Raw genomic sequence first — 26,510 nt, forward strand, 5'->3', positions numbered from 1 at the left:
GGCAGCGTTCGGCCGGAAAGAAAAGCGGATCGCGGCACGCGCCGCGATCCGCCGGGTCCAAACGCCTCAGGCGTTGGTGATCTTGTCCACATACTCCTCACGCAGCGTGGCGAACCACGGCGTGTCGGCCTGCCACCACCACAGGTTGGCCAGGTTCTCGGCATTGTAGACGTCGGCGAACTGGGCCTTGTAGTTGTCGCCCGCGTAGTCGGCAGCGCCGGTCACGGCAGAGTTGTAGCCGGTGTTGCCTGCCAGAAGGCCGGCCATCTCCGGGTCCAGCATGGCGTTGAGGAAGGCGTAGGCCTGCTCCAGGTTCTCGGAGCCCGACGGAATGCCCATGGAGTCCATCCAGGTGATGCCGCCTTCCTTCGGCATGCGGTACTTCCACTTGGCGTCTTCCCGGTTCAGCAGGAGACCGGTGGTGTCCCAGGTCTGGCCGATGGTGGCGCCGGCCTGCTTGAAGGCGTTCGTCGCCTCGGTGGCATTGTTCCAGAACGCGGCGATGTTGGCCTTGCGCTCGATGATGAACTTGGCGCAGGCATCCCACACGCGGCGGGCCTCATCCTCGGTCTTGTAGACGTCGAGCATGCGGTCGGACTTCACCTCGCCGATCGCGTCGAGATAGAGGCCGACACCCATGATCACCGACTTCTGGCGGAAGGCGGCCTTGCCGGCGGCTTCCGGCGACCACATGGTGCCGTAGGACACGTCGTCGGCATTGAACTGGGTGCTGTCGAGGGTGATCGCCTCGGTGCCCCAGTTGAACGGCAGCAGCATGCGCTTGCCGCGATAGGTGCCGCCGAGCTGGACGCTGTCACGCAGCATGGACGGGATCAGCTTGTCGAGCTCGAGCTTGCTCTCGTCGAGCGGCTGCAGCAGGCCGTCCGGATAGTAGTTGTTGCCGTTGGTGATCGACGGGAAGATGACGTCGAAGCCCTTGCCGCCGGCGGCGCGCAGCTTCTGCTCCGCCTCGTCGTTGGAGCCATAGGTCGAGAGGTTCACCTTGATGCCGGTGTCGCCCTGGAATTTGTCGATCATGTTCTGCTGGATGTAGTCGCCCCAGGCGAAGACGTTCACCTGGCCGGACGAGGCCAGCGCGTCGCCGGCCTTGAGGATGGCCGGGGCGGCAAGCAGGGTCGATGCGGCTGCGGAGCCCTTGAGCACCGAACGGCGGGAAATGGACATGTCGGACCTCTCCGTTACATTGGTCTTGCGAGCGGCGACGGATCGGCGGGTCTCCTCCCCGCATCGCTCGCTCGGCCATAGGTCAGTTTGACAACGTTAGTATGACACGGAAGGGTACGGCATCCGCCGGCTGGCCGGCGCGACAGGACCGGAACGGCCTCCCCTCGCGGCAATCTCCAGCAAGAGCGTCCCTCGCATGTAAGGCAGACGTTATTGGTGCGGATATGATCTTTCAACCGAAAGATTAGCCGGCTGTGGAGCAATGGCGAAGCAGCGGCCCACTTGCGGCTTGCCGGCCTTTTCGTATAGGCAAATCCGAAAGTCAGAAGCGGAGCCTGAAAAGCGATGGTTTCCCTGCGACACGACCGGAATTTCGATCCGCGACATGGCGAAATCGTCGAGATATCGTCGGCTGTGCGACGCGCGACCGCGCCCAATCGCGGTCCTTTCACCTGGCACGGAACGAATACCTACCTGATCGGGCGCGACGAGGTGGCAGTGCTCGATCCCGGCCCCGTCGACCCCACTCACGCGAGGCTGCTTCTCAACGCCGTCGGCAAGGACAGGCTCGCCGCCATCCTGGTGTCGCACACCCATGTCGACCATTCCCCCGGCGCAAGGCTGCTGCAGGAGATGACCGGGGCGCCGATCGTCGGCTGCGGTCGGCACCGGGCAGCCCGCGCCCTCCAGCCGGGCGAGACCAATCCGCTCGACGCCAGCGCCGATGCCGACCACGTCCCCGACCGCGAATTGCGCGACGGCGACAGCCTCACCATTGACGGCCTCACCCTGACCGCGGTGGAAACGCCCGGCCATACGGCCAACCATCTCGCCTTTGCGCTCAACGACGGCAATGTGCTCTTCTCCGCCGATCACGTCATGGCGTGGTCGACCTCGATCGTCGCGCCGCCGGACGGCTCGATGAGCGCCTACATGGCCTCGCTGGCGCGGCTTTCGCAGCGCGACGACAGCGTCTATCTACCGGGGCATGGCGGAGCCGTGACCGCTCCGGCAGAGTATATCGCGGGGCTCATCGCCCATCGGCAGGCGCGGGAGACGGCGATCCTCGACCGGCTCACCGCCGGCGACCGGACGATCCCGGAGATGGTGGCGAGGATCTATGCCGATGTCGACCGCGCGCTGCACGGGGCGGCGGCGCTGTCGGTGCTCGCCCAGGTCGAATGGCTGATCGAGCGCGGGCTGGTCGGCCTGGCGCCCGGCCAAAGTCCGACCTTGACGCTGGCAAGCCGCCTGGAACTCGCCTGACGAACATCCGAAACGGGTGCCACGCGCCATCTCCTTTGACGGGCAGCCGGGAACATGGCATGTGACGGCGAAACGCGGGCCGGCGCCCGCCCGACATCTCCCACCGGACGAGACCTCCGCATGCGCATCAAGGCCGTATTGTTCGACCGCGACGGCACGTTGACCGACTTCGACAGCACATGGGGGCCCGCCATCGCGCTGGTGCTGAAGGATCTGGCGCGCGGCGACGGGGCCCTGCTGGAAACGCTGGAGGCACTCGCCATGTTCGACGTGGCGCAGGCCCGCTTCACCGGTCCGTCGATCCTCAAGGTGCAATCGCCGAAGGACTATTCCACCGGCTGGGCCGAGGTGATCGGCGAACCCGACCCCCAGGCGATGCTGGAGCGCATCGAGACGATCCTGCTGGAGCATTGCGACCGCACGGTCACCCCATTCGACAGCGTGGTGGAGACGCTGACCACGCTGAAGGCAAGCGGCCTGCCGCTCGGCATCGCCACCAACGGCACCGAAGCCTCGGCGCGCAAGCAGATGCAGGCGCTCGGCCTCGCGGGCGCCTTCGGCTTCCTCGCCGGCTACGACAGTGGTCACGGGTCGAAGCCCGAGCCCGGCCAATTGCTCGCCTTCGCCCGCCACACGGGCCTTGAGCCGGGGGAGATCGCCATGGTCGGCGACAGTCTGCACGACATGCATGCGGCGAAGGCGGCCGGCATGATGCGCATCGCCGTGACCACCGGTGCAATCCCGCGCGAGCGGCTGGTGGACGAGGCGGATCTCGTGATCGAACGCATGTCGGACCTGCTGCCCGTGGCGCTCGGCAGGGCGGCCTGACCATGGGCACCGTGCGCGCTGTGCTGTTCGACAAGGACGGCACGCTGATCGACTTCCAGAACACCTGGGCGCCGACCTTCCACACCTTGATGAGCGAGCTTGCGGCCGGCGACAGGCTGACAGCGGAGCGGCTGGCCGCGGCCGCCGGCTTCGACCTTGCCAGCGTGCGTTTCGCCCCGGACTCGGTGCTGGTCGCCGGCTCCAACGACGACATCGTCGATGCCTTCGCCGAGATCCTCGGCCTTGCCGATCCGCAGGCGCTGGCAGAGGATATCAACGCCCGCATCGGGGCGATGAGCCTGCCGCATCTCGCACCGTTCGACGACCTTGTCCCCGCGCTCGACCGGCTGGCCGGGCATGGGCTGATGCTCGGCATCGCCACCAACGACGCGGAAGCCTCGGCGCTGGCACAACTCGACGCGCTCGGCCTGACGCAGCGCTTTGCCGCGGTGATCGGCTTCGACAGCGGCCACGGGGCAAAGCCCTCGCCGGGCATGGTCTCCGGCTTCTGTGCGGCGCTCGGCCTTGCGCCGCAGGAGGTGGTGATGGTGGGAGACAGCCTGCACGACATGCATGCCGGCCAGGCCGCGGGAACGCGCACGCTCGCCGTGACCACCGGCGTCGTCGGCGCGGATGTGCTGGCGCCGCATGCCGACCATGTCGCCGCCTCGCTGAGCGAGGCGATCGACTGGATCGAGACGCTCCTCGCCCGAACCTGACCGGCCCCTGCCACAGGTCGGTGCGACGGCCCTTGCGGCCGCCGCTGCCAAGCCCACGGCACGCCCGGCGGCGCAAGGAGGTTCGCATTCGCCGACGGTCGTGGTAAGCGGTTGGAACGAAACGCGGTCTCAGTCACAGGGAAGTTTCCGCCCGCCGCATGCGCAAGATCCTGCCCCTCTCCCGGTCGCGCCTCGCGGCGGCAAGCCTCCAGTTCGGGCGGCTGGCCCTGCCTGTTCTGGTGATCTCGGCGCTGATCCACCGGGCGGATATCGTCACGACGCCGCAATTCCTGGTTCTTCTGACCCTCGGCCTGCTGCTGGCCGCCGCCGCCTGCGGAACAGCGCTGATCGCGGGGCTCGTCCTGTGGCGGCGCGGCGGCACCGGCTGGGCGCAGGCGGTGCGCGGCTTTTTCTACGGTGTCGTGGCGCTGACGCCTGCCCTCTTCGCGCTCTACGCCTTCGCGATCTATCCGCAACTCGCCGATGTCAGCACCGACACGGAAAACCCGCCGCAGATTGCCAGCGGCCTCCCCTTCACCGGGGCTTCGAGACAAGCGGAGAGCTATCCCGACCTGGTGTCGCGACGTTTCCGCATCGCCCCGCCGGAGCTGCACAGGGCGGCCCTGCAGGTCGCGGCGCGCAACCGCTGGACGATCACCGCCGAGTTGCCGCCCGGCATGCCCGACGAGCCGACACGCTTCCAGGCCGTAGCGACAACGCTTGTCTTCGCCTTTCGCGACGACATCGCCGTGCGCATCCTGCCGGATCCGGTCGGCGCAAGGCTCGACATCCGCTCCGCCTCGCGCTTCGGCCGGCATGATTTCGGTGCCAATGCCAACCGGGTTCGCGGCTTCTTCGAGGACCTCGACGCCGTCCTGGTCGCAGCCTATGGCATCCTCGACCCGGTCGAAGAGGACGAGGACCTGCCGGCCGACCTGCCCTTGCTCGATGCTGACGCGCCGGAGCGCGAAGACGGGCAGACGCCTCTGCCCGGCGCCAAGCCCGATCCCGAGGCTTCCGGCGCACAGAGTTCGGCGACGACCCCGGCACCTCTGCCGCTGGAGCCACTGCCCGACGATCTTTCGGAAATCTATGAAGAGGACGTCCCGGGCGGAACGCCGGCGAGGTGACGCCTTTCCGGCTTCGTCACCCTCTTGATTCCGCTTCGCGTTTCCCGATCCGGCAAGGGGCCGGCACCGCTCTGCGGAAGGTTCGTCCCCTTTCTCGGAATCGCAAAAGGTTACAAGGTGTTAAGAAGAGTGACTGGCGCCACCATGTTTCCTTGCGTCATCCTTAGTTTTGACCAAATCGGAGACGATTTGTGCGCATCGCCGACAGGATGTTCCCCGGCGCAACCAACGACCCGGACCCAGACATGACTTCCAAGTCCCCCCAAGCCGCCGCTCCCGCTCCGCGACCGAGCCTTGCCTCTCTGTACAAGCCGGTCGGCATCGGTGCCGTGACCGCGGCTAACATCTGCAAGACCGGGATGGTCAAGGCGTCGCAGCCCAAGGCCAAGTGACGCCGAGCGCCGCAGGCACGGAGCAGGAAACGGCGCCGGCACGGCGCCTCCTGCACCGCGTTGCGGAAAATCCGTCAAGAAAACGCTATAGGGTTCCCGAATCGCACGCGATTTCATCGGGAGCCTTTTTTGCATGATCACCGCCTATACGCTCGATGCCGGCGCCATCGTCGAGATTCGCTGCTCGGCCGAGACCCGAATTCCCGATCTGGCCCTGTGGGTCGACCTTGCGTCTCCCACACCCGAGGAGCGGGCGATGGCGGAGCTCTGGATCGGAACTGAAATTCCCACCCGCGAGGAGATGGCCGCGATCGAAACATCCGAGCGGCTGTACGAGGTGCAGAACACGCTGGTGATGACGGCGGTGATGCCCTTGGTCGTCCGCGAGCCCGATCTGAAATCGGCGGCGATGACCCTGGTGGTGACGAAGGAGCGGCTGGTCTCGCTCCGCCACGGCGAGCCGACCTCCGTCGCCGCCGCCGTCCGGCGGATCCAGCATGACGGCGTTCCGATCCGCACCGCGAGCGATATTCTCTTCGTCCTGCTGGACGCCATTGCCGACCGGGCCGCCGATGTGGTGGAAGAATGCTCCAGCGCGTTCGATACTGTTGCCAGTGATGTGTTCGGCCGCGGAATCGACAGCCGCAAGAGCGCGCAGTACAAGGCCACCATCCAGAAGATCGGCCAGATCGGCCTGAAGATCGCCCGCATGCACGATGCCTGCGCCAGTCTGGAGCGGCTGTTCCTGTTTCTCTCGCTGCATGCCAAGACCCTGGGCCTGAACGGACAGCAGAAGTCCGCCGCCAAGACGCTGGGCCGCGATATCCGCTCGATCCGCGAACATGCGACCGGCCTCGATGCCCGGCTCAACTTCCTGCTCGACGCGACGGTCGGTCTCGTGAACCTCGAGCAGAACCAGATCATCAAGATCTTCTCGGTTCTCGCTGTCGTGTTCCTGCCGCCGACACTGATCGCCTCGATCTACGGCATGAACTTCGAGTTCATGCCGGAACTCAATTGGGCGTATGGCTATCTGTTCTCGATCGGCATCATGTTCATGTCGGTCGCCATCACTTTCCTTTATTTCAGATGGAAGAAGCTGCTTTGAGCCTGCCCGCGTCTGCCCTAGTTTGCCTGACCATGCCGCAGTCAGGACCAGAACCCACCCGATGACGAGCCTCGCCGCAAAACTCGCCGGGGCCCTGCGCCGCGGCCGCCGCCGGCCGCCGGCGGCGCGTCGGCCGCAGCGCACCGGGACGTGGTCGCAAGAGGCCGTGCTGCAGCGGATCGCTCCCCTGCCGCTACGGGACCGGTTCCTTGCCGAGTTCGATCCCGACTACTACCGCGCGCTCTATCCGGACCTTGTGGAACTCGAGGACGAGGCGCTCGCCGCCCATTACCGCGACAGCGGCCGGATGGAGGGGCGGGTCGCCTCGCCGCTCGCCGCGCGCGGCTATTTCGTCGATGCCTTGCAGGGCAACGAACGCTCGCTGGAACTCGGTGCCTTCCACCGGCCACTGATGCGGGGCGCCCATACCAAGCATTTCGACGTCCTGCCGAGAGCGCAACTCGTCGAGCGGGCGAAGGCCATCGGCGAGAACCCCGACGGGATTCCCAATATCGATTTTGTGTCGCCGTCCGGCGACCTTGCGGTGGTGGACGAGCAGTTCGACATGGTCGTCTCCTCGCATGTGATCGAGCATCAGCCCAACCTGGTCGCGCATCTTGCCCATGTCGAGCGGATCCTCGACGCGGGCGGCGTCTACGCGATGATCATCCCGGATTGCCGCTTCTGCTTCGATCATTTCATCCCGCCCTCCACCCTCGGTCAGGTGATCGAGGCGCATCGCCAGAACCCGAAAGTGCACACCCTGCGCAGCGTCATCGAGATGCGGGCGCTGACCACCCACAACGATGCCGCTCGCCACTGGAAGGGCGATCATGGCACGCTGGAGCACACGGTGGCGCGCACGCGCAACGCCATCCAGGAATGGGAACAGAGCAAGGGCGCCTATATCGACGTGCATGCCTGGCGCTTCACGCCCGAAAGTTTCACACAGATCATCACCACCCTGAACGGGCTGGGTCTGATCGGCCTCGTTCCCTACCGGGTCTACCCAACCCCCTATCTGGTCAGCGAATTCTGCGCCGTGCTCGGCAAGGCGACATGACGATTCGCTCCGGCTGTGCTCCGCACCTCATCGCCAAGCCCCTGCCCTAAAAGTGGAAACGGGATCGCTGGAGGATCCGGCTTACCATTTGTTAATCGCTTTCTTTCATCCTGTTGCAAAGGCGCAACAACCTCGCCACGCGAGACCGCGCATCGAGCTTCGGGACGGTAACGCCATGACATCCATACGGGTCACCGCGACATCCGCCGAAAAGGATGGAGCAGCCGCCAACCGCTATCGGGCGGGCGCGCTGGCATTCGCCCTGGTTCTGCCGCTCGTGGCTGCCGGTTGCGGCAGCATTTCCATGCCGATCGGCAGCGCCGATCCGGAAGTGCCGCTGGATCTGACCGGATCCATCGATTCGCAGCAGAATGCTGCGGATGTCGACATCAGTTCGCAGGACCGTGCGATCATCGCCCGCGCCATTGCCACCGCTCATGAAAGCGGCAAGGCAGATCCGCCCTTCTCCTGGAACAATCCGATCAGCGGCAATTCGGGCACCATCGTCGCGATCAAGGACGACACCCAGCCCGGCGGCACCGGCTGCACCCGCTTCGAGACGACCGCCAACACCATCGGCGGCGTGCGCGCCTATCTCGGCACCGCCTGCCGCGATGTCATGCAGGACTGGGCGATCATCGAACTGGCCGTGAAGAACCCGAAGCCGGAGACAGCAGGCTGACGTCGCGGCCGGGGCTGATATCCACCTGCAAAGGCGGCCACGGTGGGCGAGGCTCGCCACTGGATTTTATTCCTATCAACAACCATATGGTTCCCGAGCAAGGCGCGGGTGTATACCCGTTGCACCACACACCATCGCGGTCTGAACCATGCGTGATCCCTATTCCGTTCTCGGCGTCGCAAAATCGGCGAGCGAGGCCGACATCAAGCGGGCTTTCCGGAAGCTTGCGAAAAAGTATCACCCGGACCAGAACGCCGACGATCCGAAGGCGAAGGAACACTTTGCCGAGGCGAACCAAGCCTATGAGATTCTGGGCGACAAGGAGAAGCGTGGCCAGTTCGATCGGGGCGAGATCGACGCCGAGGGCAAGCCGCGCTTCCAGGCGCATGGATTCGGCGGCGGCTTCGACGAGTCCGACCTGTTTCGCCAAGCGCGCGGCCAGTCCTCGGGCTTTGGCCGGGGCGGCGGTTTCGACGACATCCTGAATGACATTCTCGGCGGCCTCGGTGGACGCGTCCGTGGCGGCGCGGGGTTTGCCGGTGACGGCGGCTTTGCAGGCGCCGGACCGGGCGGGCAGGCTGGCCCCCGTCCGCGACCGACCCGGCGCGGCAGCGATGCCAACGTCACCGCACGGGTGACGCTGGAGCAGCTCGTCCATGATCGCAAGGTGCGCGTCGCCCTGCCCTCCGGCAAGACGCTGGACGTGAAGCTGCCCGACGGCACGGTGGACGGCGAGAAGATCCGCCTGCGCGGCCAGGGCGAGCCGGGGGAAAACGGCGGTCCGGCCGGCGATGCCATCATCGAGGTGCGCCTTGCCCGGCATCCGATCTTCACCCCCTCCGGTGACGACCTGCGGCTCGACCTGCCGATCACCCTCTATGAGGCGGTGCTGGGTGCAAAGGTGCGCGTGCCGACCCTTGACGGCGCGGTAAACCTGACCGTCGCGCCCAACGCCCAGGCCGGCAAGACCATGCGGCTCAAGGGCAAGGGCCTGCCGAACCGTACCGGGGGCCGGGGCGACCTGCTGGTGACCCTGCGCATCGTGCTGCCCGAGGAGGGCGACGAGGAACTGACGACCCTGATGCGGGCCTGGAAGGAACTGCGGGCCTACCGCGCCCGCGGGCCTGAATTCGACTGACACCGGCATGGCCGAGGAGCACGGCAGGAAACGACGCCCACCGCGCAAGGACGACAATCCCGTCCTGCGATGGGTCCTTTTCGGGCTTTGCGCCAGCGCCGTTCTCGGTGGGCTCCTCTGGAAAGCGATGGGCTGGTAGCCCATCGCGTCCTCTTCCTCAGTCCCGCAGCGGCGCGAGGGAGGCCGGCGGAAGGCTGTCCTCCGGCACGAAGAAATCGGGCATCAGGGCGCAGGACGGATCGACCCGATACCTGTCGAAATCGGTGATGCCGCGCGATGCCAGGAAGCTGTCGTCGATGAGGAAGTTGCCGGTGAAATCCCTGGCGGGACTGGTGAAAATTTCCCAGGCGGCATCTGCCAGGATCTCGGGCGTGCGGCTCGAGCGCATCATCTCGTCGCCGCCGATCAGGTTGCGCACCGCCGCGGTGGCAATGGTGGTGCGCGGCCACAGCGCGTTGACCGCAATTCCCTTGTCTCGCAGTTCTCCGGCCAGGCCGAGCACTGCAAGGCTCATTCCATATTTGGCGATGGCGTAGGGAGTGAACGGCGCAAACCACTTCTCCTGCATGTCGAGGGGCGGCGACAGCATCAGGATATGCGGATTGTCGCTGTTCTCCAGCCAGGGCAGCGCGTGTTTCGCACAGACCAGGGTGCCGCGTGTGTTGATCTGATGCATCAGATCGAAGCGCTTCATGTCGGTCTGCGACAAGGGCGTCAACTGGATGGCGCTGGCATTGTTGACGAGGATGTCTATGCCGCCGAAGGTCTGCGCCCCCTGCGCCAGCGCATCGGCCACCGCCGCCTCGTCGCGCACATCGACGACAAGCGGCAGCGCCCGGCCGCCGGCTGCCTCGATCTCCTCCGCCGCGCTGTAGATGGTGCCCTCCAGCTTCGCATGCGGCGCGGCGGTCTTAGCGGCAACGATCACATTGGCGCCGTCGCGCGCGGCGCGCAGGGCGATCGCCTTGCCGATGCCCCGTGACGCACCGGTGATGAAAAGCGTTCGGTTCTTGAGCGACATGCGTTCCTCCCAACAGCGGTCGCGACCTCAGTCGCTCCCGCGCGACCTATCCATGAATGCGGTGAAGGCGGCGCGCGCCTCCTTCGAGGCCAGGCGCTCCGCAAACAGGCGGATTTCCTCCTCCATGCGGGCCCGCAGGTCCGCGCGCTCGCCCCATAGCAGGGCGCGGGACAGGCGCATCGCCTCGGCCGGCTTGGCGGCGATCGCCCTGGCAGCGGCAAGCGCGCGCGCCTCGACCTCCTCCTCCGCCACAACGTGATTGATGAAGCCGGCGGACAGTGCCCGCGCCGCATCGAAAGGCTCGCCCAGGCACAACAGTTCGAAGGCCCGGGCATGGCCCATGACGCGCGGGGCGAGCAGGCTGGCGCCGGCCTCGGGCACGAGGCCAAGATCCAGGAACGGCGTGCGGAACAGCGCCCGCTCGCTGGCGAAGACCATGTCGCAGTGGAACAGCATCGTCGTGCCGACGCCGATCGCGAGACCGTTGACGGCAGCGACAATCGGGATCTCGCAGGTCGCAAGCGCGCGCAGGAACCGCACCACCGGCGCGTCCTGGATGCCCACAGTGCCGGCCATGGCAAGGAAGTCGGCGATGTCGTTGCCGGCGGTGAAGGATCCCGGCACGCCGCACAGGAGATGCGCCCGGATGTCCGCGTCCCGCTGTTCCAGCGCCTCGGCAAGAGCCGAGTACATCTCGCCGGTGAGGGCGTTCTTCTTGTCCGGCCGGTTCATCCGGATGCGCTGGACGGCCCCGTCCCGCTCGATCTCGATCATCGCGTCCTCCCCAATACCGCCTCAGGCCAGCGGATCGTAATCCAGCACCGCCGAGGCGACGGAGACCACCTGCTCCTTCAGCGCGGCCGTCTCGGCGAGACGCGCGGAGGCGAAATAGCGGGCCAGCAGCAGCCGGCGCGCAGCCTCCGGCGCGGCATCGCCGCTGCTCGCGAGCGCGCCCTTCAGCAGCATGGCGCCGCCATAGGCAAGGCCGAACAGCCGCAGGAACGGCGTGGCGCCGGCGAGCGCTTCCTGTTGCCGACCGCCCGCAAGCGCGGTCAGCATCCAATCCGTGGCGCCGGAGAGATTGGCCAGGGCGCTCTCAAGCCGCGCCGCGATATCGGCAAAGTCCGGGCCGGCCCCGCTTGCCTTCGCTGCGATGGCAGAGAGTTCCTCGACCAGGCCGCGAAACTGCGCCCCGCCCGACAGGGGCAGCTTGCGGGTGACCAGGTCGATGGCCTGGATGCCGTTGGTGCCCTCGTAGATCGGCGCGATACGCGCATCGCGATAGTGCTGCGCTGCTCCGGTCTCCTCGATGAAGCCCATGCCGCCATGCACCTGCACGCCGAGCGAGGCGACCTCGACGCCGATATCGGTGGCGAAGGACTTGGCAAGCGGGGTCAGGGTTGCCGCGCGCTCGCTCCAGTGGGTGCGCGCCGCGTCGTCCCCTGCCAGTCGCGCCATGTCGATGGCATGGGCATTGGCGTAGCAGATCGCGCGGGCGACCTGCGTCCAGGCCTGCATGTCGAGCAGCGTGCGGCGGATGTCGGGGTGGGCGGCAATCGGGCTCATGCCCTCACCGCTCTGACCCGGCACCCGGCCCTGCCTCCGCTCCAGCGCATAGGCCAGCGCCTGCTGGGTGGCCCGCTCGGCGATGCCCAGCCCCTGGATGCCGACCGCAAGGCGGGCGTTGTTCATCATCGTGAACATGCAGGCAAGGCCGCGATTTTCCTCGCCGATCAGCCAGCCGATGGCACCGCCCTCGTCGCCATAGATCATGGTGCAGGTGGGCGAGGCGTGGATGCCGAGCTTGTGCTCGATGCCGGCACAGCGAACATCGTTGCGCGCGCCCAGCGATCCGTCCGGGTTGACCAGGAACTTCGGCACCAGGAACAGCGAGATGCCGCGCGTGCCGGCCGGTGCGTCCGGCAGGCGGGCCAGCACCAGATGGACGATGTTGTCGGTGAAATCGTGCTCGCCATAGGTGATGAAGATCTTCTGCCCGAAGATGCGGTAGGTGCCGTCGCCGGCGCGTTCGGCCCGGGCGCGCAGGGCGTTGAGATCGGACCCGGCCTGCGGCTCGGTCAGGTTCATCGTGCCCATCCACTCGCCGGAGACGAGCTTGGCGAGATACGTCTCCTGCAGGTCCTTGCTTGCGTGCTTTTCAAGCGCCTCGACCGCCCCCGTGGTCAGGGTCGGGCCAAGGGCGAAGGCCATGGAGGCGGAGTTCCACATCTCCAGCGCCGCAGCGTGCAGCATCGCCGGCAGATCCTGCCCGCCGAACTCCGGCGCGCCGGTCAGTGCGTTCCAGCCGCCCTCGATCCAGGCCCGGTAAACCGCGCACCACCCGTCAGGCATGGTCACGGTCCCGTTCTCCAGACGCGCGCCCTGCCGGTCCCCAACGCTGTTGAGCGGGGCAATCTCCTCGGCGGCGAAACGACCGGCCTCCTGCAGGATTGCGTCCACCAGGTCATCGGTGACCTCGCCGTGCCGCGAATGGGCAAGGACCTCACCCAGTCCCGCCACCTGCTTCAGCGTGAAGGCGATCTCCGATACGGGGGCACGGTACATGTCTCACTCCCTTGACAGGCCGGTGCTTGACGAACGGCGACAGAGGCCGCAGAACCGCCCGGCATCATTTCGGGCGCGAGGATGGCTGCGGCTGACGTAAACGTCAACATGTGACGTGACGGAACCACGCAACCATCCGCCAGCGGACAGGACACGAGGGCAAGCCATGCGGCGCTGGCGGATCGACCCGCAGGAGACGGGCTGGCGCGACACGCCGGAGTTCGAGGCGGCAGTGGCGGACATTCTCGCCGGACGCCTGGTGGCGGTGCCGACGGAAACCGTCTACGGGCTCGCTGCCGACGCCACGAACCCGCTTGCCTGCGCGGCGATCTACGCGGCCAAGGGACGGCCGAGCTTCAACCCGCTGATCGCTCATGTCGCCTCCACCGAGCAGGCCCACCGGCACGGCATCCTCGACGAGCGTGCAAGACGGCTGGCCGGTGCCTTCTGGCCCGGACCGCTGACGATGGTGGTCGCCAAGCGACCGGACAGCCCGGTGTGCGATCTGGCGACGGCGGGGCTTGAAACGATTGCGCTGAGGGTACCGGCCGCGGCGATCATGCGTGAACTTTCGTCGGCGAGTGGGCGGCCGATTGCCGCTCCCAGTGCCAATCGCTCCGGCCGCATCAGCGGCACCACGGCGGATGCGGTGGCGGGCGACCTTGGCGAGCACCTTGCCCTGCTGATCGATGCCGGGCCGACCCCGGTGGGCGTGGAATCGACCATCGTCGGTCTAGCCGGGGAGCGGCCGACGCTGCTGCGGCCCGGCGGCGTGTCACGCGCGGAGATCGAGGCGGCGCTGGGGGAGGCTCTTGCCGCCCCCTCCCTCTCCTGCGAAACCGCGCCGGAGGCACCTGGCATGCTGACCTCCCACTATGCCCCGCGCGCCGGGATGCGGCTGAATGCCGAGCGGGTCGAGCCAGGAGAAGCGCTTCTCGCCTTCGGCACGCCGCTGCCTCCCGGCTCCGAGCGCGCCGCGGCCGTGGTCCAACTGAGTGAGGATGGCGATCTTCGGCAGGCGGCCGCCCACCTGTTCACCGCCATGCGGCGCCTCGACGCCAGCGGGGCAGAGCGCATCGCCGTCATGCCGGTCCCGGAGACCGGGCTGGGCGAGGCGATCAACGATCGCCTGCGCCGCGCCGCCGCTCCACGGGACTGAGCCGCGAAAGGCGGTCGCGTCCGGGCACCGCAAGACGCATCCACCCGCTCGATCTGACGCAGGGGCACACCAAGATGTTGCCCCGCACAACTTGGGCATCGGGATTTTTTACAGTGAAAAATAAATCCTGATTTTACCAAATTCGATCATTTCATGCTCGAAAACGCCTTCTCTCGCAAATTCCTCCTTCTGAAAGGGGTGCGAATCAATTAGTATTATCATTACCTTCACAGGTGATGCAGCGGACCTCCCCTACGGGCCCTAGACTGCCCGCACCTTTTTCCGGGGCCGGCGTTTCAAGCCGCCCCGGTTTTCTTTTGCCCAGAGCCTCAAATTTGCGATTGCCTTCCGCGATCCCCCTTGCCTTTGGCTCATTGACAGGGTCTGCCATGGCCGGTCAGATGAGGCACCAAGCGCCCGAAAACGGCCCAAGCTAAGGAAACGCTCTTGGCAACCCTCTACCTGCACCACTCCGCCTATCTCGATCATCTGACCCCTGTCGGTCATCCCGAACGCCCCGACCGGATCCGCGCCATCGACCGGATCCTGGAGCATGAGCGGTTCCAGACGCTGCAACGGGAGACGGCGCCGATGGGGCGGATCCAGGATATCGCCCGGGTCCACCCCTCCTCCTATATCGACATGCTTCACAGGATGGCGCCGCAGGACGGTCTGGTGCGTGTCGACGCCGACACGACCATGTCGCCGGGAAGCTGGGAGGCGGCGATGCGCGGGGTCGGCGGCGCCTGCCAGGCGGTCGACGAAGTGATGACCGGCAAGGTCGGCAATGCCTTCTGCGCCTCGCGGCCGCCGGGACACCATGCGGAAGCGGCCAGGGCCATGGGCTTCTGCCTCTTCAACAATGCCGCGGTGGCCGCCCGCCACGCCCAGCGGGAACATGGCGCCGATCGCGTCGCGATCATCGATTTCGACGTCCATCACGGCAACGGTACCCAGGACATCTTCTGGGCCGACCCGACGGTGATGTACTGCTCGACGCATCAGATGCCGCTCTATCCGGGCTCCGGCGCGGCGAGCGAACGGGGCGAGGCCGACACGATCGTCAACGCGCCGCTTTCGGCCGGCGACGGCGGCGAGGAGTTCCGCGAGGCGATGGAGGTGGCGATCCTGCCGCGCATCGAGACCTTCCAACCCGACCTGGTGATCATCTCCGCCGGCTTCGATGCCCATGCCCGCGATCCGCTCGGCGGCCTCAATCTGGTCGAGGCGGACTTCGCCTGGATCACGATGCGGCTGATGGACATTGCCGACCGCAAATGCGGCGGTCGTGTCGTGTCGCTGCTCGAGGGGGGATACGACCTGGAAGGCCTCGCGCGCTCGGCCGCTGCCCATATCATGACCCTGATGAAGTCCTGATCCCGCCCGTCCACAGGCAAGGCGGAAGGCCGGACGGCTTGCCTTGCCCGGTAGCGGGGCGGCTTGTAGGTTGGCACTCCATCGAGGCAGCAAGCAGGAGCAGGCGTGTGACCCGAGACGACACCGACCCGGCGATCGAGGCGCTCGCCTTCGAGGTCGCCCTCAAGGAACTCGAGGAGATCGTCGGCCGGCTCGAACGCGGCGACGTTCCGCTGGAGGAGAGCATCAAGCTCTACTCGCGCGGCGATCTGCTGCGCCGACACTGCGACAAGCTGCTGAAGGCGGCCGAAGCCAAGGTCGAACGGATCCAGCTTGCCGAGGACGGCAGCGCAACCGGAACGGCCCCGCTCGACGTCGACTGACGCGTTCACCTACTCCTTGAGGTACAGCGCGACGCGCGACAGGAACGCCGTCGACAAGTCCGCGCGGCGCAGGCCGCCGGCGCCGAACAGCGCGTCGAGATCCTCTTTCAGATAGCCGCGATAATAGGGCTCGTGGAAGAGGTCCGGGAACAGCTCCAGCAGTCCGTCGTTTTCCGGCAGATCGCCGTGCTGCAGGCTGTCGATGAAGATCAGACGCCCCCCCGGCTTCAGCACACGGCCGAGCTCGCGGGCGACCACCCGGCGGATCTTCGGTGGCAGTTCGTGGAAGAGGTAGACGCAGGAGATCGCGTCGAGACTGGCATCCGCGAAAGGCAAGCGCTCGGCATTGGCATTGACGAAGCCGACGCGGCGCTGCCGGGCAGGCGGCAGAGCCTCGCGCGCATGTTGCAGATAGGGTAGCGAGAGGTCGACGCCGATGCCGCGAAGCCGCGGGAAGGCGGCAAGGGCCGGGGCCAGCAGGCCGCCCGTGCCGCAGGCGATATCGGCATAGGCGAGCCGTCGCTGGTCGGTCTCGCGCACGAGGCGCGACAGGTACACCAGGCCCTGCCGCCGCATGGCCGCCGTCGCCCCCTTGAACAGGACCTCGACCTGGAAGTCGTAGATGCGGGCGCTGTCGCGCGACAGCCACCCCTCGGTCTGGAAATGGAAATTCTGCCGGTAGTAGCGCGGCAGGCCGGAGGATGCCTCGCGCGTTGCCTCGAAGACCTCCTGATGTCCACCGGTCACGCGCCGCCGGGCCACCTTCGGCACGTCGGCGAGAAAGCGTCGGCTGAGATCGAGAAAGCCGCGCGGGCCGCCGAACTCGCCCTCCGGCATCGGGTAGTGCCCCGCCTCGACATTGGCGAGATCACGGGCGAACAGCGCGGCGATCTGGGAAAACAGGCGCCGGAGATCGGGTGTCGATACCGACCGGCGCGGCTCTCGGCGCCCGTCTTCGCGATCCTCCGGCTGGGAGGCCGCCTCGCCACCGGCGCGCGCAGCGCGCGCGATCCGGCGGGAGATCGCCTGGGCGATCTCGCCATGCACGGCGAACCAGGCGACACGGCTCCCCTGCCGGGCGGCATAGCGCGCCCTGCGGCCCCAGGTGAAGGCACGTCCGGCAAGGCTCGTTTCCGCCATGGCGTTCTCCCGTCTTCCGACCCGGACCGCCGCGGCAGCTCTCAGCCGCGCGACAGAACCGCAACACTCTCAATATGGGGCGAATAGCGGAACTGATCCACCGGCAGGATCGACGAGATCCGGTAGCCTCCATCGACCAGGATGCGCAGGTCGCGGGCAAGCGTCGCCGGATTGCACGAGACCGCCACCACCGTCGGCACCTTCGAGCGGGCAAGCTCCCGTGCCTGCGCCTCGGCGCCGGCGCGCGGCGGATCGAAGACGACCGCCTCCATCCCGCGTCCATACTCGTCGAGTTCCACCGCGGTCAGCGGGTTTCGGGAAAGATCACGCCGCTCGGCCCTGATCTCCCTGAGCGCCCCCGCCCCGGTTCTCATCGCCCGGTCCAGCGCGGCAAGGGCGGCAGCCTCGCCTTCGACCGCCCGTACCGTTGCCTGCCGGGCAAGGCGCAGGGCAAAGGTGCCCGACCCGCAGAAGAGATCGGCGACCTTGCGTGCCTTGCCGACACCGGCCAGGACGCGGGCGGCCAGCGCCTCCTCCCCTGCTTCCGTCGCCTGGACAAACGCGCCGGGCGGCGGCACCAGCGGTATGCCCCCCATGTCGAGGGTCGGGGCGCGGGCCTCGACCAGCACCTCGCCGTTGAGCGAGAGGCGGGCAATGCCGGCGGCCATCGCCTCCTCGATCAGCGCGGCGCCCCCGCGCGGCTCGACCCTTGCCGAGGACACGAGCGCAAGATCGACGCCGGTGGGCGTGGCAAGGACGTTGAGCGTCACCTCGCCCTTGCGCGGCATCACCCGCGCGGCGAGTTCCTTCAGCGCGGGCAGCAGGGCGACGATCTCCGGCACCAGCACCGGACAGCGGACGACATCGACGAGGCGGTGGCTCGCGCGCTCGTGAAAGCCAAGCAGAATGCGGGCTCCGGCCCGCGTCGCGGCGAAGACCGCCCGGCGGCGACCACGCCCGCCAGCGTCCGCCGTCGGCTCGACCAGGGGCTCCACCTCGGCGAGCCCGCGTGCGGCAAGCGCGGCGACGAGTTGCTGGCGCTTCCAGTCGAGGATCGCCGCCTGATCCATATGCTGCAGCACGCAGCCGCCGCAGGTGCCGAAATGCGGGCAGACGGGCTCCACCCGCAGGGGCGAGGGCGTCAGCACCTCCAGCAGACGCGCCCGCGTGCCTTCGCGGCGGACGCGGACGGTCTCCCCCGGCAGCGCGAAGGGAACGTGGACGGGACCTTCGGCAGTCTCCGCCCTGCCTTCGCCCTTGTGGGCAAGGGCGGCGATTTCGAGTGTGACATCCTGGCTCATGCGCACCGGTTACTCCGCCGCCGGGACACAGGCAAGCCGCATGCGGCAGAAACCGGCAAGACCGGCGATCAGCCGTCCTTGACCGCCGCCAGCAGCCACTCGCGGTTGCCGTCTCCGCCGGTGATCGGCGAGGGTTCGAGGCCGAGCACGGACCAGCCCGGCTGACCGGCGAGCCAGCCGGCGAGATCCCTCACCACACCCTCTCCGATTTCGGCGGCGACCAGCCCGCCCTTGCCGACCGCCTCGCGGCCGGCTTCGAATTGCGGCTTCACCAGGAACAGGCCGCAAGCCCCCGGCGCGGCAAGCCCAAGCGCGGGAGGCAGCGCAAGGCGCAGGGAAATGAAGCTCATGTCGGAGACGACAACGCCGGGGTGCTCACCGCCGAGATCGTCGAGCGTCAGGGCGCGGGCGTTGACCCCGTCGCGGCGCAGCACGCGCGGGTCTCCCGCGACCGACGGGTGCATCTGCCCGTGGCCGACATCGATCGCATGGACCTTGAGCGCGCCGGCCTCCAGCAGCACCTGGGTGAAGCCGCCGGTGGACGCGCCGAGATCAAGGGCAATGCGCCCGGCAACATCGAAAGAAAAGCGCTCGAGCCCGGCCTTGAGCTTCAGGGCCGCGCGCGAGACATAGCCGCCCGCCGGGTCCTCGACGTCGAGCCTGGCCGCAATCGCCACCTTCTGCCCCGGCTTGTCGACGGCCACGCCATCGACCCGGACATGGCCGCGCAGAATGGCATCGCGCGCGCGGGCACGGCTTTCGACAAGCCCGCGCGCCACCAGAAGCTGGTCCAGCCGCTCACGCTCCGCCATGGCTCAGAAGCAATTGGCGATGCCGGTGAGCAACCGGTCGACATAGATGCGCTCGCCGTAGACCCACCACAGGACGCCCGTCGCAGCGAAAGCCGCCGCGAAGAACAGTCCGGCAGGAACGAGCAGATCAGAGCGCATGTCGACAGGTCCGGTTCAGGTCGCCTCAGGACGCATTATCGATGAGACGACGCAGTTTGGCCATGGCGTTTTCCGGGGCCTCGTCATAGGCGATGGTCCCGACGAAGCGGTTGTCCTTGTCCATCAGGAACACCGCAGCCGAGTGGTCCATCGTATAATCGCCATCGTCGAGCGGCACCCGGCGGGCATAGACGCGATAGGCCCTGATCATCTGCTCCGCCTGCTCGGGCGTGCCGGTGAGCGGCCGGATGCGCTTGTCGAAGGCGGCGACATAGTCCCGCATGACCTCCGGCGTATCGCGCTCCGGATCGACGGAGACGAAGGCGAAATTCATCTTGTCCGCATCCGGTCCGAGTTGCTCGATCCACATCTGGGTTTCGGCCAGCGTGGTCGGGCAAACATCCGGGCAGAAGGTGAAACCGAAGAAATAGGCCGCCGGCTTGCCGCGGAAGTCGGCGTCGGTGACGATCGTCCCGGTCGACGCATCGGTCATCGTGAAGGGGCCGCCGATGCTGGCGACCGGCGAGATCAGCCCCTCGCCTTCCGGCGCGACATATTGCTGATAGCCGACATAGCCCATGGCGCCGAGCAGCGCGATCACCGCTGCCCAGGCGACATAGCGCAGGATCTTCAGTGCGGACATGCTGGCTTACTCCTTCACGCCCTGCTTGCCGTGGCCGGGCATCCCATGCCCCGGCATGGCCTTGGCGCCCATCTTCTCCACCGTGAACGTGACCTCGACCTCGCCGGCCTTTTCAAAGGTCAGCGTCGCGGTAACGGTTTCGCCTTCCTTCAGCGGCTCGACGATATCCATGAACATCACATGATAGCTGCCCGGCTTCAGTTCCAGCGTTCCACCGGCCGGAACCTCGACGCCGTCCGCCATCTCGCGCATTTTCATGACGCCGTCCACCACCGCCATCTCATGGATCTCGGTGCGGCTGGAGACCGGCGACACGGCTGCGACGAGACGATCGGCCTCGCCGGAATTGGTGATCGTGAGAAAACCGCCACCGGCACGCGCCTGGGGTGGCGTGGCGCGGGTCCAGGCGCCCGACAGGGTGAGGGCGCCGACGGTCACGTCCTGCGCAAGTGCCGACAGAGTGGCTGCCGGCAGGGTCGCGGTGGCGAGAAGGGCGGCAAGGGCAAGCTTGGAAAAGTAGGTCATTTTCGTCTCCCGAAAATCGATATCTAACAGCTCAGTCCCGTGGCGACATCGACAAGGCGCAAAGACGGGACATGGCGCAGGACGGCAGGCGGGGTGTGAAGTGTTCGCGCGCTGCCGGGTCAGATCCTGGCGGGAGGCGGTGCCCGAATGGCTCCGGCACGGATGGTCAGACCGACGAGAGGCGCCTCGCGGCGAGAGCCCAGCGGGACCAGCAGGCTCGTCCGATACGGGGGCTCGGCGGTCGCAACAGATACTGCCGCGAGGGCCGTGAACACCGAGGCGGAATGCGGGCACACCGGCCCGCAGGGGCACAGACCCGGGATATGGTGCAAGGGGCCGGAACCAGGTTCCTCCTCTGCGGCGGTACTGCCAAGACAAAGGGAGGACAGGGCCTGCGCCTGGTCCTCCCCGACCTGTGCCAGCGTCATCGGCACGGCAGCCAGTTGCAGCAGCAGAGCCAGCGCGCACGCCAACGCAAGCGGCAAGGCTTCGCGGCGCAGAAGACCGAACATGGTCGCTCGCTGGGTCATTGTGCGACAATGCCCCAACCAACTCGCCCGGTCGAGAGATGAGATGCCGCAGGCCCGAACGCCACGGTCATGGTCAATCCGCCCGCGTCTCGGCATCCGGCGTATCCGGCATCTGCGCCGACGCCGTGGGCGTCAGATATTCCTCGCCTATGGCTGCGGAAGCCGCTCCCGTCAGATCGTCGGAGACATGGTCATAGGCCGGGAACTCCTCCGGCGGGATGACCGAGGGATCCTCCAGGTCCAGCGGCTCGGGGCTCAGGACCGTGCCCACCTGCGCCGAAGCCGCGTAGTCGAAGTCGGTCTTTTCCTCGATCGAGGGCGCCGCGCGCTGGAACAGGCGCGACAGGATATAGAGCCCCATCAGCGCCTGGATCACCGCCACCTGAAGGAACAGGCCCCAGGAGCCGACGGACTGCATCAGATAGGCGGCCGTGAGCGGGCCGAAGGACGAGCCGATGCCGAACGCGAGGTTCATGCCCGACGACGTCTCGACATAGTCGCTGCGGTCCGCGTGATCGAAGGCATGCGAGGCCGCGATCGCATAGGCCGGCTGCGTGGCGATGCCGGCAAGCAGCACCAGCGCGATGGCCATGGCGAAACCGTTGATCGGCACGGTCATGAACACGATGCTGACGACGACGGCGGAGGCGGCCAGGCCCAGCAGCACGAGGCGGCGGTCCAGCCTGTCGGACAGGCGGCCGATCGGCCATTGCGAGAGAGCGCCAGCGCCGACGAAGGCGGCGGCGAAATAGGCCGCCTGGCTGGTGGTCAAGCCGATCTGGATGGCATAGAGCGGCGTCAGCATCCACAGTGCACCCTGGGTGATGCCGATCATCAGAACCGCGACCAGCGCAGTCGGAGAGTTGCGATAGAGCTTCACCGGCCGGAACCGTACGACGGTGATCGGCGCGGGCTGGTTGGCCGTGGTCAGCGAAACGGGAATCACCGCGAGACTGACCGCCACCGACGCAATCGCGAAGGGGATGAATGTGGCGATATCCATCACCGTCAGCGACAGTTGCCCGGCGGTCATCGCCGCGTAGACCAGCACGATATAGATCGACATGATCGTGCCGCGGTTCTCGTTCGAAGCCTGCTCGTTGAGCCAGCTTTCGACGATCATGTAGAAACCGGCGAGGCAGAAGCCGGAGATGACGCGGATGGCGCTCCAGGCCAAGGGCTCGACCATGATCGGATGCAGGATGGCGGCGGCGGACATCAGCGACACCAGGGCGGCGAACGCACGGATGTGCCCGGCGCGCATGATCACGTAAGGCGCGCCAAGACAGCCGAGAACCAGGCCGATGAAATAGCTCGACGACACCAGGCCGATCTCGAGATCGGAGAAACCGGCCTGGGAGCCGGCCAGCGGGATCAGCGTGCTCTGCAGTCCGTGACCGGTGACGAGCAGTGCGATCGCGATCAGAAGGGCCGATACCGGGGCCAGCGCCTGCGCCATGTCGCGCCCTTTCCTCACAGATGCGGGCCGGTGTCCCGGCCGGGGTGGTTGCGCGGAAGGTTGAGGCAGTGCGGCCCGGCGCTGCCCGACACATCCCGACGCGATGACTGCGGCGCGCGCGGGCGCACACGTGACGTCGCCGGGACCGTTTCAATATTCGCGTGCCGGTGTCAATGCACGCAAGGCGCATGGCGCTGCCCGGGCAGGGCATGGGTCATGCGGGCGCCACCCAGGCGGCGGCGTCACGCCAGCAGCGCGGCCGTCTCGCTCCCGCGCCCGAGCGCCGAGAACACCGTGTGCAGGATGCCGCGAACATCGAGGCCGGCCTCGGCATACATGCGCTCCGGCTTGTCGTGTTCGATGAAGCGGTCGGGCAGACACATCGGCCGGACCTTGAGACCGGCATCCAGCGCGCCGCGCTCGGCCAGGAGTTGCAGCACATGCGAGCCGAAGCCGCCGACGGAACCTTCCTCGATCAGCACCAGGACCTCGTGCTCGCGGGCCAGCCGCAGCACCATGTCCTCGTCGAGCGGCTTGGCGAAACGGGCATCGGCAACGGTCGTCGACAGGCCGGCCGCGTCGAGCTCATCCGCCGCCAGCAGGCACTCGCGCAGCCTTGTGCCGAAGGACAGCAGCGCGACCTTGCTCCCTTCCCGCACGATCCGGCCCTTGCCGATTTCCAGGACCTGTCCGCGCTGCGGCAGGTCGATGCCGACGCCCTCGCCGCGCGGATAGCGGAAGGAGATCGGCCCCTGGTCATAGGCTGCGGCCGTCGCCACCATGTGGCGAAGCTCCGCCTCGTCGGCGGCCGCCATCACGACGAACCCGGGCAGGCAGGCGAGATAGGCCGTGTCGAAACTGCCGGCATGGGTCGGGCCGTCGGCACCGACCAGGCCGGCCCGGTCGATCGGGAAGCGCACCGGCAGGCCCTGGATGGCGACATCGTGCACCACCTGGTCGTAACCGCGCTGCAGGAAGGTCGAATAGATCGCGCAGAACGGCTTGTAGCCTTCCGTCGCCATGCCGGCGGCGAAGGTCACCGCATGCTGCTCGGCGATGCCGACATCGAAGGTCCGCTCCGGGAAGACCTCGCCGAAGAGATCGAGACCCGTACCGTCCGGCATCGCCGCCGTGACCGCCACGATGCGCTCGTCGTGGCGCGCCTCCTCGACGAGGCTCTCGGCGAAGACGCGGGTGTAGCTCGGCGCGTTGGCCTTGGGCTTGGACTGTTCGCCGGTGATGACGTCGAACTTGGCGACGCCATGATACTTGTCGGCGGAATTCTCGGCGGGCGCATAGCCCTTGCCCTTGCGGGTCACGACATGAATCAGCACGGGTCCCTGATGCGTGTCGCGAACGTTCTTCAGCACGGGCAGCAGGTGGTCGAGATTGTGACCGTCGACCGGGCCGACATAATAGAAGCCCAGTTCCTCGAACATGGTGCCGCCGGTCCAGAAGCCGCGGGCATATTCCTCGGCCCTGGCGGCCTTCTGCTGCAGGTGCCGCGGCAGGGCCTTGGCGAGCTGCTTGGCGGCATCGCGCAAGGTCAGATAGGTGCGCCCCGACACCAGGCGGGCAAGATAGGCGCTCATCGCGCCGACGGGCGGGGCGATCGACATGTCGTTGTCGTTGAGAATGACGATCAGCCGCGAATGCTGGGCACCCGCGTTGTTCATGGCCTCATAGGCCATGCCCGCCGACATGGCGCCGTCGCCGATCACCGCGATGATGTTGTTGGAGCGCCCGTCGAGATCGCGGGCCACCGCCATGCCGAGGCCGGCGGAAATCGAGGTCGAGGAATGCGCCGCGCCGAAAGGATCATATTCGCTTTCGGAGCGCTTGGTGAAGCCGGACAGTCCGCCGCCCTGGCGCAGGGTGCGGATCCGCTCGCGCCGTCCGGTCAGGATCTTGTGAGGATAGCACTGATGGCCGACGTCCCAGATCAACCGGTCGTCCGGCGTGTTGAAGACGTAGTGAATCGCCGTCGTCAGTTCGACAACGCCAAGTCCCGCCCCCAGATGACCGCCTGTTACCGAAACCGCGTCGATCACCTCTGCGCGCAGTTCGTCCGCAAGCTGGCGCAGGTCGCGCTCGGAAAGTTGGCGCAGGTCGCTCGGCGAACGGACAGTGTCGAGCAGCGGCGTTTCGGGGCGATTGTACACGGAAGCGATCCCAGGAGTTCGACGCGAGACGGCGGAAGCGGCACATGCTCCCGTCACCCTGTGGCGGCCAGGCTATGACGGCCAAGGTCGCTCAATACCACCATGTAGACATAGGGCGCAAATCCACTGCTCGCATCCCCCCGCAATCGCGCCGAAAATGCGGCAACCGTGCGGGGAGAATATCACTATTCGAGCCGGGGGAATGCAACCCTGGGTAAATCAATACCTGTCGAAACTTCTGATATAGCGGGAAAATTCTGGTTTTACCCACCCATTTAGGTGATGCAAGAGGCATGAAAAGCTACTAAATACAGGTTGTGGTCGATGGGGCCACGTGCACAGTGATCGACTTGAGGCCGTGCCTTTGGCACGGCCTCCTTTTTGTGCAGGTGCCCGTTTGCGCGCCCTCTCCGTGCCCGGCCTGCGCGGTTCCGCCGCAGGCCGGGGGCGCCGCAATCACACCTCGCGGATCTCCGTCGTCTCGATGACGATGCCGAAACCCTCAAGCCCCACATAGCGGCGCTGTCGGGAAGCCAGCAGGGTGATCGAGTTGACGCCGAGATCCTTGAGGATCTGGGCGCCGAGGCCGATTTCCCGCCAGTGCTCCTCGCGCGCCTGGGCCGACTGATGCTCTTCGGCCTCGGCAGCGGCAAGGTCGGTGCGCGCGCGGCGCGCCTGGCGGGCAACGCCGACGGAGCCTTCGCGCAGGTAGACGACGATGCCGCGGCCACGCGCTGCGAAATCCCGCATCACGTCGTCCATGACCCGCGCATCGCCGAACACATCGTCGAGCACCGATTCCAGTTGCAGGCGCACCGGCACATTGCGGCCGTCGAGGATGTCGCCGAAGACCACCGCCACGTGATGCATCGGGTCGTAGGGCGTCGAATAGGTCACCGCATAGGCCGGGCCGGCGATGGTTTCGATCGGCTGTTCGGCGACCCGCTCGACCAGCCGCTCCATCCGCTGACGCCAGGCGATGAGATCGGCGACGGACACCATCTTGAGATTGTGGCGAGCGGCGAACTCGGCGACTTCCGGCCCGCGCTTGACCGTTCCGTCGTCGTTGACGAGTTCGGAGATCACCCCCACCTCCGGCAGACCGGCAAGACGGCAGAGATCGACCGCCGCCTCGGTATGGCCGGAGCGCATCAACACGCCGCCCTCGCGGGCGACCAGCGGAAAGATGTGGCCCGGGCGGGCAAAATCGGCGGCCCCGGCATTGGGATTGGCGAGCCCGCGGACGGTCGAGCAGCGCTCCTCGGCGGAAATGCCGGTGGTCAGGCCATGGCGATAGTCGACCGAGATGGTGAAGGCCGTCGACAGCGGCGCGTCGTTGTCGGCAACCATCGGGTCGAGGCGCAGGCGGCGGGCGTTTTCGCGCGTCATCGGCGCGCAGACGATGCCGGACGTATGGCGGACCATGAAGGCCATCTGCTCCGGCGTGATCAGCGAGGCGGCAACGATCAGGTCGCCCTCGTTCTCCCGGTCGTCGTCGTCGGTAACCACAAGCATTTCGCCGCGTTCGAAGGCGCGCAGCGCCTCCGCAACGCGTGTCTGGGACATGTCCACGTTTGAAGATCCTTTCAAGCCAAGCAGGTCGTTCGGGGTCACGGCGCCACCGGTGGCGGCGGCGATCCGTTCCGCGCTTTCGCGCGAGACCCAGACGCCCGGATCGTTGCACAGGGCGGTCACAGCCGCCGGCGACAGGCCGGCGCGGCGGGCAAAGGCCGACCGGGTTTCCTTGTTGAGGGTAAGCCAAGCATCCAGACGCATGCCCGGATGCTAGTCTCGGACAATTTCAG

General features: G+C 67.1%; 26 protein-coding genes. 12 read left to right on the top strand and 14 right to left on the bottom strand.

All coding sequences use genetic code 11. From position 1 onward, the window contains the following. Positions 1 to 66 precede the first annotated feature (66 nt). The gene (locus tag P2PM1_RS05585) at positions 67 to 1,185 is read right to left on the bottom strand and encodes an extracellular solute-binding protein (RefSeq protein WP_186386872.1); all 1,119 of its coding nucleotides are present in this window, start codon (positions 1,183 to 1,185) and stop codon (positions 67 to 69) included. Positions 1,186 to 1,530: 345 nt separating this feature from the next. On the opposite strand from P2PM1_RS05585, the gene P2PM1_RS05590 reads away from it, so the two are divergent. The 9 genes from P2PM1_RS05590 (at position 1,531) to P2PM1_RS05630 (ending at position 9,511) form a co-directional block, all read left to right on the top strand. Further along, complete coding sequence (locus tag P2PM1_RS05590) at positions 1,531 to 2,451, top strand: MBL fold metallo-hydrolase (protein WP_186394938.1); 921 nt, start codon at positions 1,531 to 1,533, stop codon at positions 2,449 to 2,451. A gap of 120 nt (positions 2,452 to 2,571) precedes the next feature. Continuing rightward, on the top strand, positions 2,572 to 3,279 hold the full coding sequence (locus tag P2PM1_RS05595; protein ID WP_186398446.1) for an HAD family hydrolase: 708 nt from the start codon (positions 2,572 to 2,574) through the stop codon (positions 3,277 to 3,279). A gap of 2 nt (positions 3,280 to 3,281) precedes the next feature. Next, on the top strand, positions 3,282 to 3,998 hold the full coding sequence (locus P2PM1_RS05600; protein WP_186386875.1) for an HAD family hydrolase: 717 nt from the start codon (positions 3,282 to 3,284) through the stop codon (positions 3,996 to 3,998). Positions 3,999 to 4,156: 158 nt separating this feature from the next. Further along, positions 4,157 to 5,128, top strand: a complete 972-nt coding sequence (locus tag P2PM1_RS05605) for a DUF1499 domain-containing protein (protein ID WP_186398447.1) — start codon at positions 4,157 to 4,159, stop codon at positions 5,126 to 5,128. 191 nt (positions 5,129 to 5,319) lie between these two features. Beyond that, positions 5,320 to 5,520 carry a hypothetical protein gene (locus P2PM1_RS05610; RefSeq protein ID WP_186386877.1) on the top strand — a complete coding sequence of 67 codons (201 nt, stop codon included), beginning with the start codon at positions 5,320 to 5,322 and terminating at the stop codon, positions 5,518 to 5,520. 133 nt (positions 5,521 to 5,653) lie between these two features. Beyond that, positions 5,654 to 6,628, top strand: a complete 975-nt coding sequence (locus tag P2PM1_RS05615) for a magnesium transporter CorA family protein (protein ID WP_186386878.1) — start codon at positions 5,654 to 5,656, stop codon at positions 6,626 to 6,628. Positions 6,629 to 6,689: 61 nt separating this feature from the next. Beyond that, positions 6,690 to 7,691, top strand: a complete 1,002-nt coding sequence (locus P2PM1_RS05620) for a bifunctional 2-polyprenyl-6-hydroxyphenol methylase/3-demethylubiquinol 3-O-methyltransferase UbiG (protein ID WP_244301421.1) — start codon at positions 6,690 to 6,692, stop codon at positions 7,689 to 7,691. A gap of 175 nt (positions 7,692 to 7,866) precedes the next feature. Beyond that, positions 7,867 to 8,373, top strand: a complete 507-nt coding sequence (locus P2PM1_RS05625) for an RT0821/Lpp0805 family surface protein (RefSeq protein ID WP_208984478.1) — start codon at positions 7,867 to 7,869, stop codon at positions 8,371 to 8,373. 148 nt (positions 8,374 to 8,521) lie between these two features. Then, positions 8,522 to 9,511, top strand: coding sequence for a DnaJ C-terminal domain-containing protein (locus P2PM1_RS05630; RefSeq protein ID WP_186398448.1), 990 nt, complete (start codon positions 8,522 to 8,524; stop codon positions 9,509 to 9,511). Between the two features lie 157 nt (positions 9,512 to 9,668). Here the strand turns inward: P2PM1_RS05630 and P2PM1_RS05635 are convergent, their stop codons facing one another. The 3 genes from P2PM1_RS05635 to P2PM1_RS05645 are packed head-to-tail and all read right to left on the bottom strand — an operon-like array spanning position 9,669 to position 13,097. Next, entirely contained in the window at positions 9,669 to 10,532 is an 864-nt protein-coding gene (locus tag P2PM1_RS05635) for an NAD(P)-dependent oxidoreductase (protein ID WP_186398449.1), read from the bottom strand. 27 nt (positions 10,533 to 10,559) lie between these two features. Continuing rightward, positions 10,560 to 11,306, bottom strand: a complete 747-nt coding sequence (locus P2PM1_RS05640; protein ID WP_186398450.1) for a crotonase/enoyl-CoA hydratase family protein — start codon at positions 11,304 to 11,306, stop codon at positions 10,560 to 10,562. A gap of 21 nt (positions 11,307 to 11,327) precedes the next feature. Further along, on the bottom strand, positions 11,328 to 13,097 hold the full coding sequence (locus P2PM1_RS05645) for an acyl-CoA dehydrogenase (RefSeq protein WP_186398451.1): 1,770 nt from the start codon (positions 13,095 to 13,097) through the stop codon (positions 11,328 to 11,330). 166 nt (positions 13,098 to 13,263) lie between these two features. On the opposite strand from P2PM1_RS05645, the gene P2PM1_RS05650 reads away from it, so the two are divergent. The 3 genes from P2PM1_RS05650 (at position 13,264) to P2PM1_RS25375 (ending at position 15,995) form a co-directional block, all read left to right on the top strand. Next, positions 13,264 to 14,256, top strand: a complete 993-nt coding sequence (locus tag P2PM1_RS05650; RefSeq protein ID WP_186398452.1) for an L-threonylcarbamoyladenylate synthase — start codon at positions 13,264 to 13,266, stop codon at positions 14,254 to 14,256. A gap of 447 nt (positions 14,257 to 14,703) precedes the next feature. Further along, positions 14,704 to 15,633: a histone deacetylase family protein gene (locus tag P2PM1_RS05655; RefSeq protein WP_186386884.1), complete on the top strand. Its 930-nt coding sequence runs from the start codon at positions 14,704 to 14,706 to the stop codon at positions 15,631 to 15,633. Positions 15,634 to 15,740: 107 nt separating this feature from the next. After that, positions 15,741 to 15,995: an exodeoxyribonuclease VII small subunit gene (locus P2PM1_RS25375; RefSeq protein ID WP_244292997.1), complete on the top strand. Its 255-nt coding sequence runs from the start codon at positions 15,741 to 15,743 to the stop codon at positions 15,993 to 15,995. A gap of 9 nt (positions 15,996 to 16,004) precedes the next feature. On the opposite strand, the gene P2PM1_RS05665 is transcribed toward P2PM1_RS25375, so the two are convergent. From P2PM1_RS05665 to ribB, 10 genes are all read right to left on the bottom strand, one after another. Next, positions 16,005 to 17,135 carry a class I SAM-dependent methyltransferase gene (locus P2PM1_RS05665; RefSeq protein WP_186398453.1) on the bottom strand — a complete coding sequence of 377 codons (1,131 nt, stop codon included), beginning with the start codon at positions 17,133 to 17,135 and terminating at the stop codon, positions 16,005 to 16,007. Positions 17,136 to 17,176: 41 nt separating this feature from the next. Then, positions 17,177 to 18,436, bottom strand: coding sequence for a class I SAM-dependent RNA methyltransferase (locus P2PM1_RS05670; protein ID WP_186398454.1), 1,260 nt, complete (start codon positions 18,434 to 18,436; stop codon positions 17,177 to 17,179). Positions 18,437 to 18,504: 68 nt separating this feature from the next. Next, positions 18,505 to 19,248 (bottom strand): TlyA family RNA methyltransferase, encoded by a 744-nt coding sequence (locus tag P2PM1_RS05675; protein ID WP_186398455.1) that lies wholly within the window; start codon positions 19,246 to 19,248, stop codon positions 18,505 to 18,507. Between the two features lie 3 nt (positions 19,249 to 19,251). Beyond that, positions 19,252 to 19,386 carry a hypothetical protein gene (locus tag P2PM1_RS25685; protein WP_256376453.1) on the bottom strand — a complete coding sequence of 45 codons (135 nt, stop codon included), beginning with the start codon at positions 19,384 to 19,386 and terminating at the stop codon, positions 19,252 to 19,254. Positions 19,387 to 19,411: 25 nt separating this feature from the next. Continuing rightward, the gene (locus tag P2PM1_RS05680; protein WP_186398456.1) at positions 19,412 to 20,029 is read right to left on the bottom strand and encodes an SCO family protein; all 618 of its coding nucleotides are present in this window, start codon (positions 20,027 to 20,029) and stop codon (positions 19,412 to 19,414) included. A gap of 6 nt (positions 20,030 to 20,035) precedes the next feature. Then, positions 20,036 to 20,554: a copper chaperone PCu(A)C gene (locus P2PM1_RS05685; RefSeq protein ID WP_186386890.1), complete on the bottom strand. Its 519-nt coding sequence runs from the start codon at positions 20,552 to 20,554 to the stop codon at positions 20,036 to 20,038. Between the two features lie 119 nt (positions 20,555 to 20,673). Beyond that, entirely contained in the window at positions 20,674 to 21,066 is a 393-nt protein-coding gene (locus P2PM1_RS05690; protein ID WP_186398457.1) for a hypothetical protein, read from the bottom strand. A 91-nt stretch (positions 21,067 to 21,157) separates the two neighbouring features. Continuing rightward, positions 21,158 to 22,543 (bottom strand): MFS transporter, encoded by a 1,386-nt coding sequence (locus P2PM1_RS05695; protein ID WP_186398458.1) that lies wholly within the window; start codon positions 22,541 to 22,543, stop codon positions 21,158 to 21,160. Positions 22,544 to 22,785: 242 nt separating this feature from the next. Beyond that, a complete protein-coding gene (gene dxs / locus P2PM1_RS05700) occupies positions 22,786 to 24,705 on the bottom strand; it encodes a 1-deoxy-D-xylulose-5-phosphate synthase (RefSeq protein WP_186398459.1) in 1,920 nt (639 codons plus the stop codon). 456 nt (positions 24,706 to 25,161) lie between these two features. Next, the gene (gene ribB, locus P2PM1_RS05705) at positions 25,162 to 26,481 is read right to left on the bottom strand and encodes a 3,4-dihydroxy-2-butanone-4-phosphate synthase (RefSeq protein ID WP_186386894.1); all 1,320 of its coding nucleotides are present in this window, start codon (positions 26,479 to 26,481) and stop codon (positions 25,162 to 25,164) included. Positions 26,482 to 26,510 lie beyond the last annotated feature (29 nt).

Origin of the sequence: Stappia sp. P2PMeth1 (assembly GCF_900185735.1) — a bacterium.
In the GTDB taxonomy this organism is placed as follows: domain Bacteria; phylum Pseudomonadota; class Alphaproteobacteria; order Rhizobiales; family Stappiaceae; genus Stappia.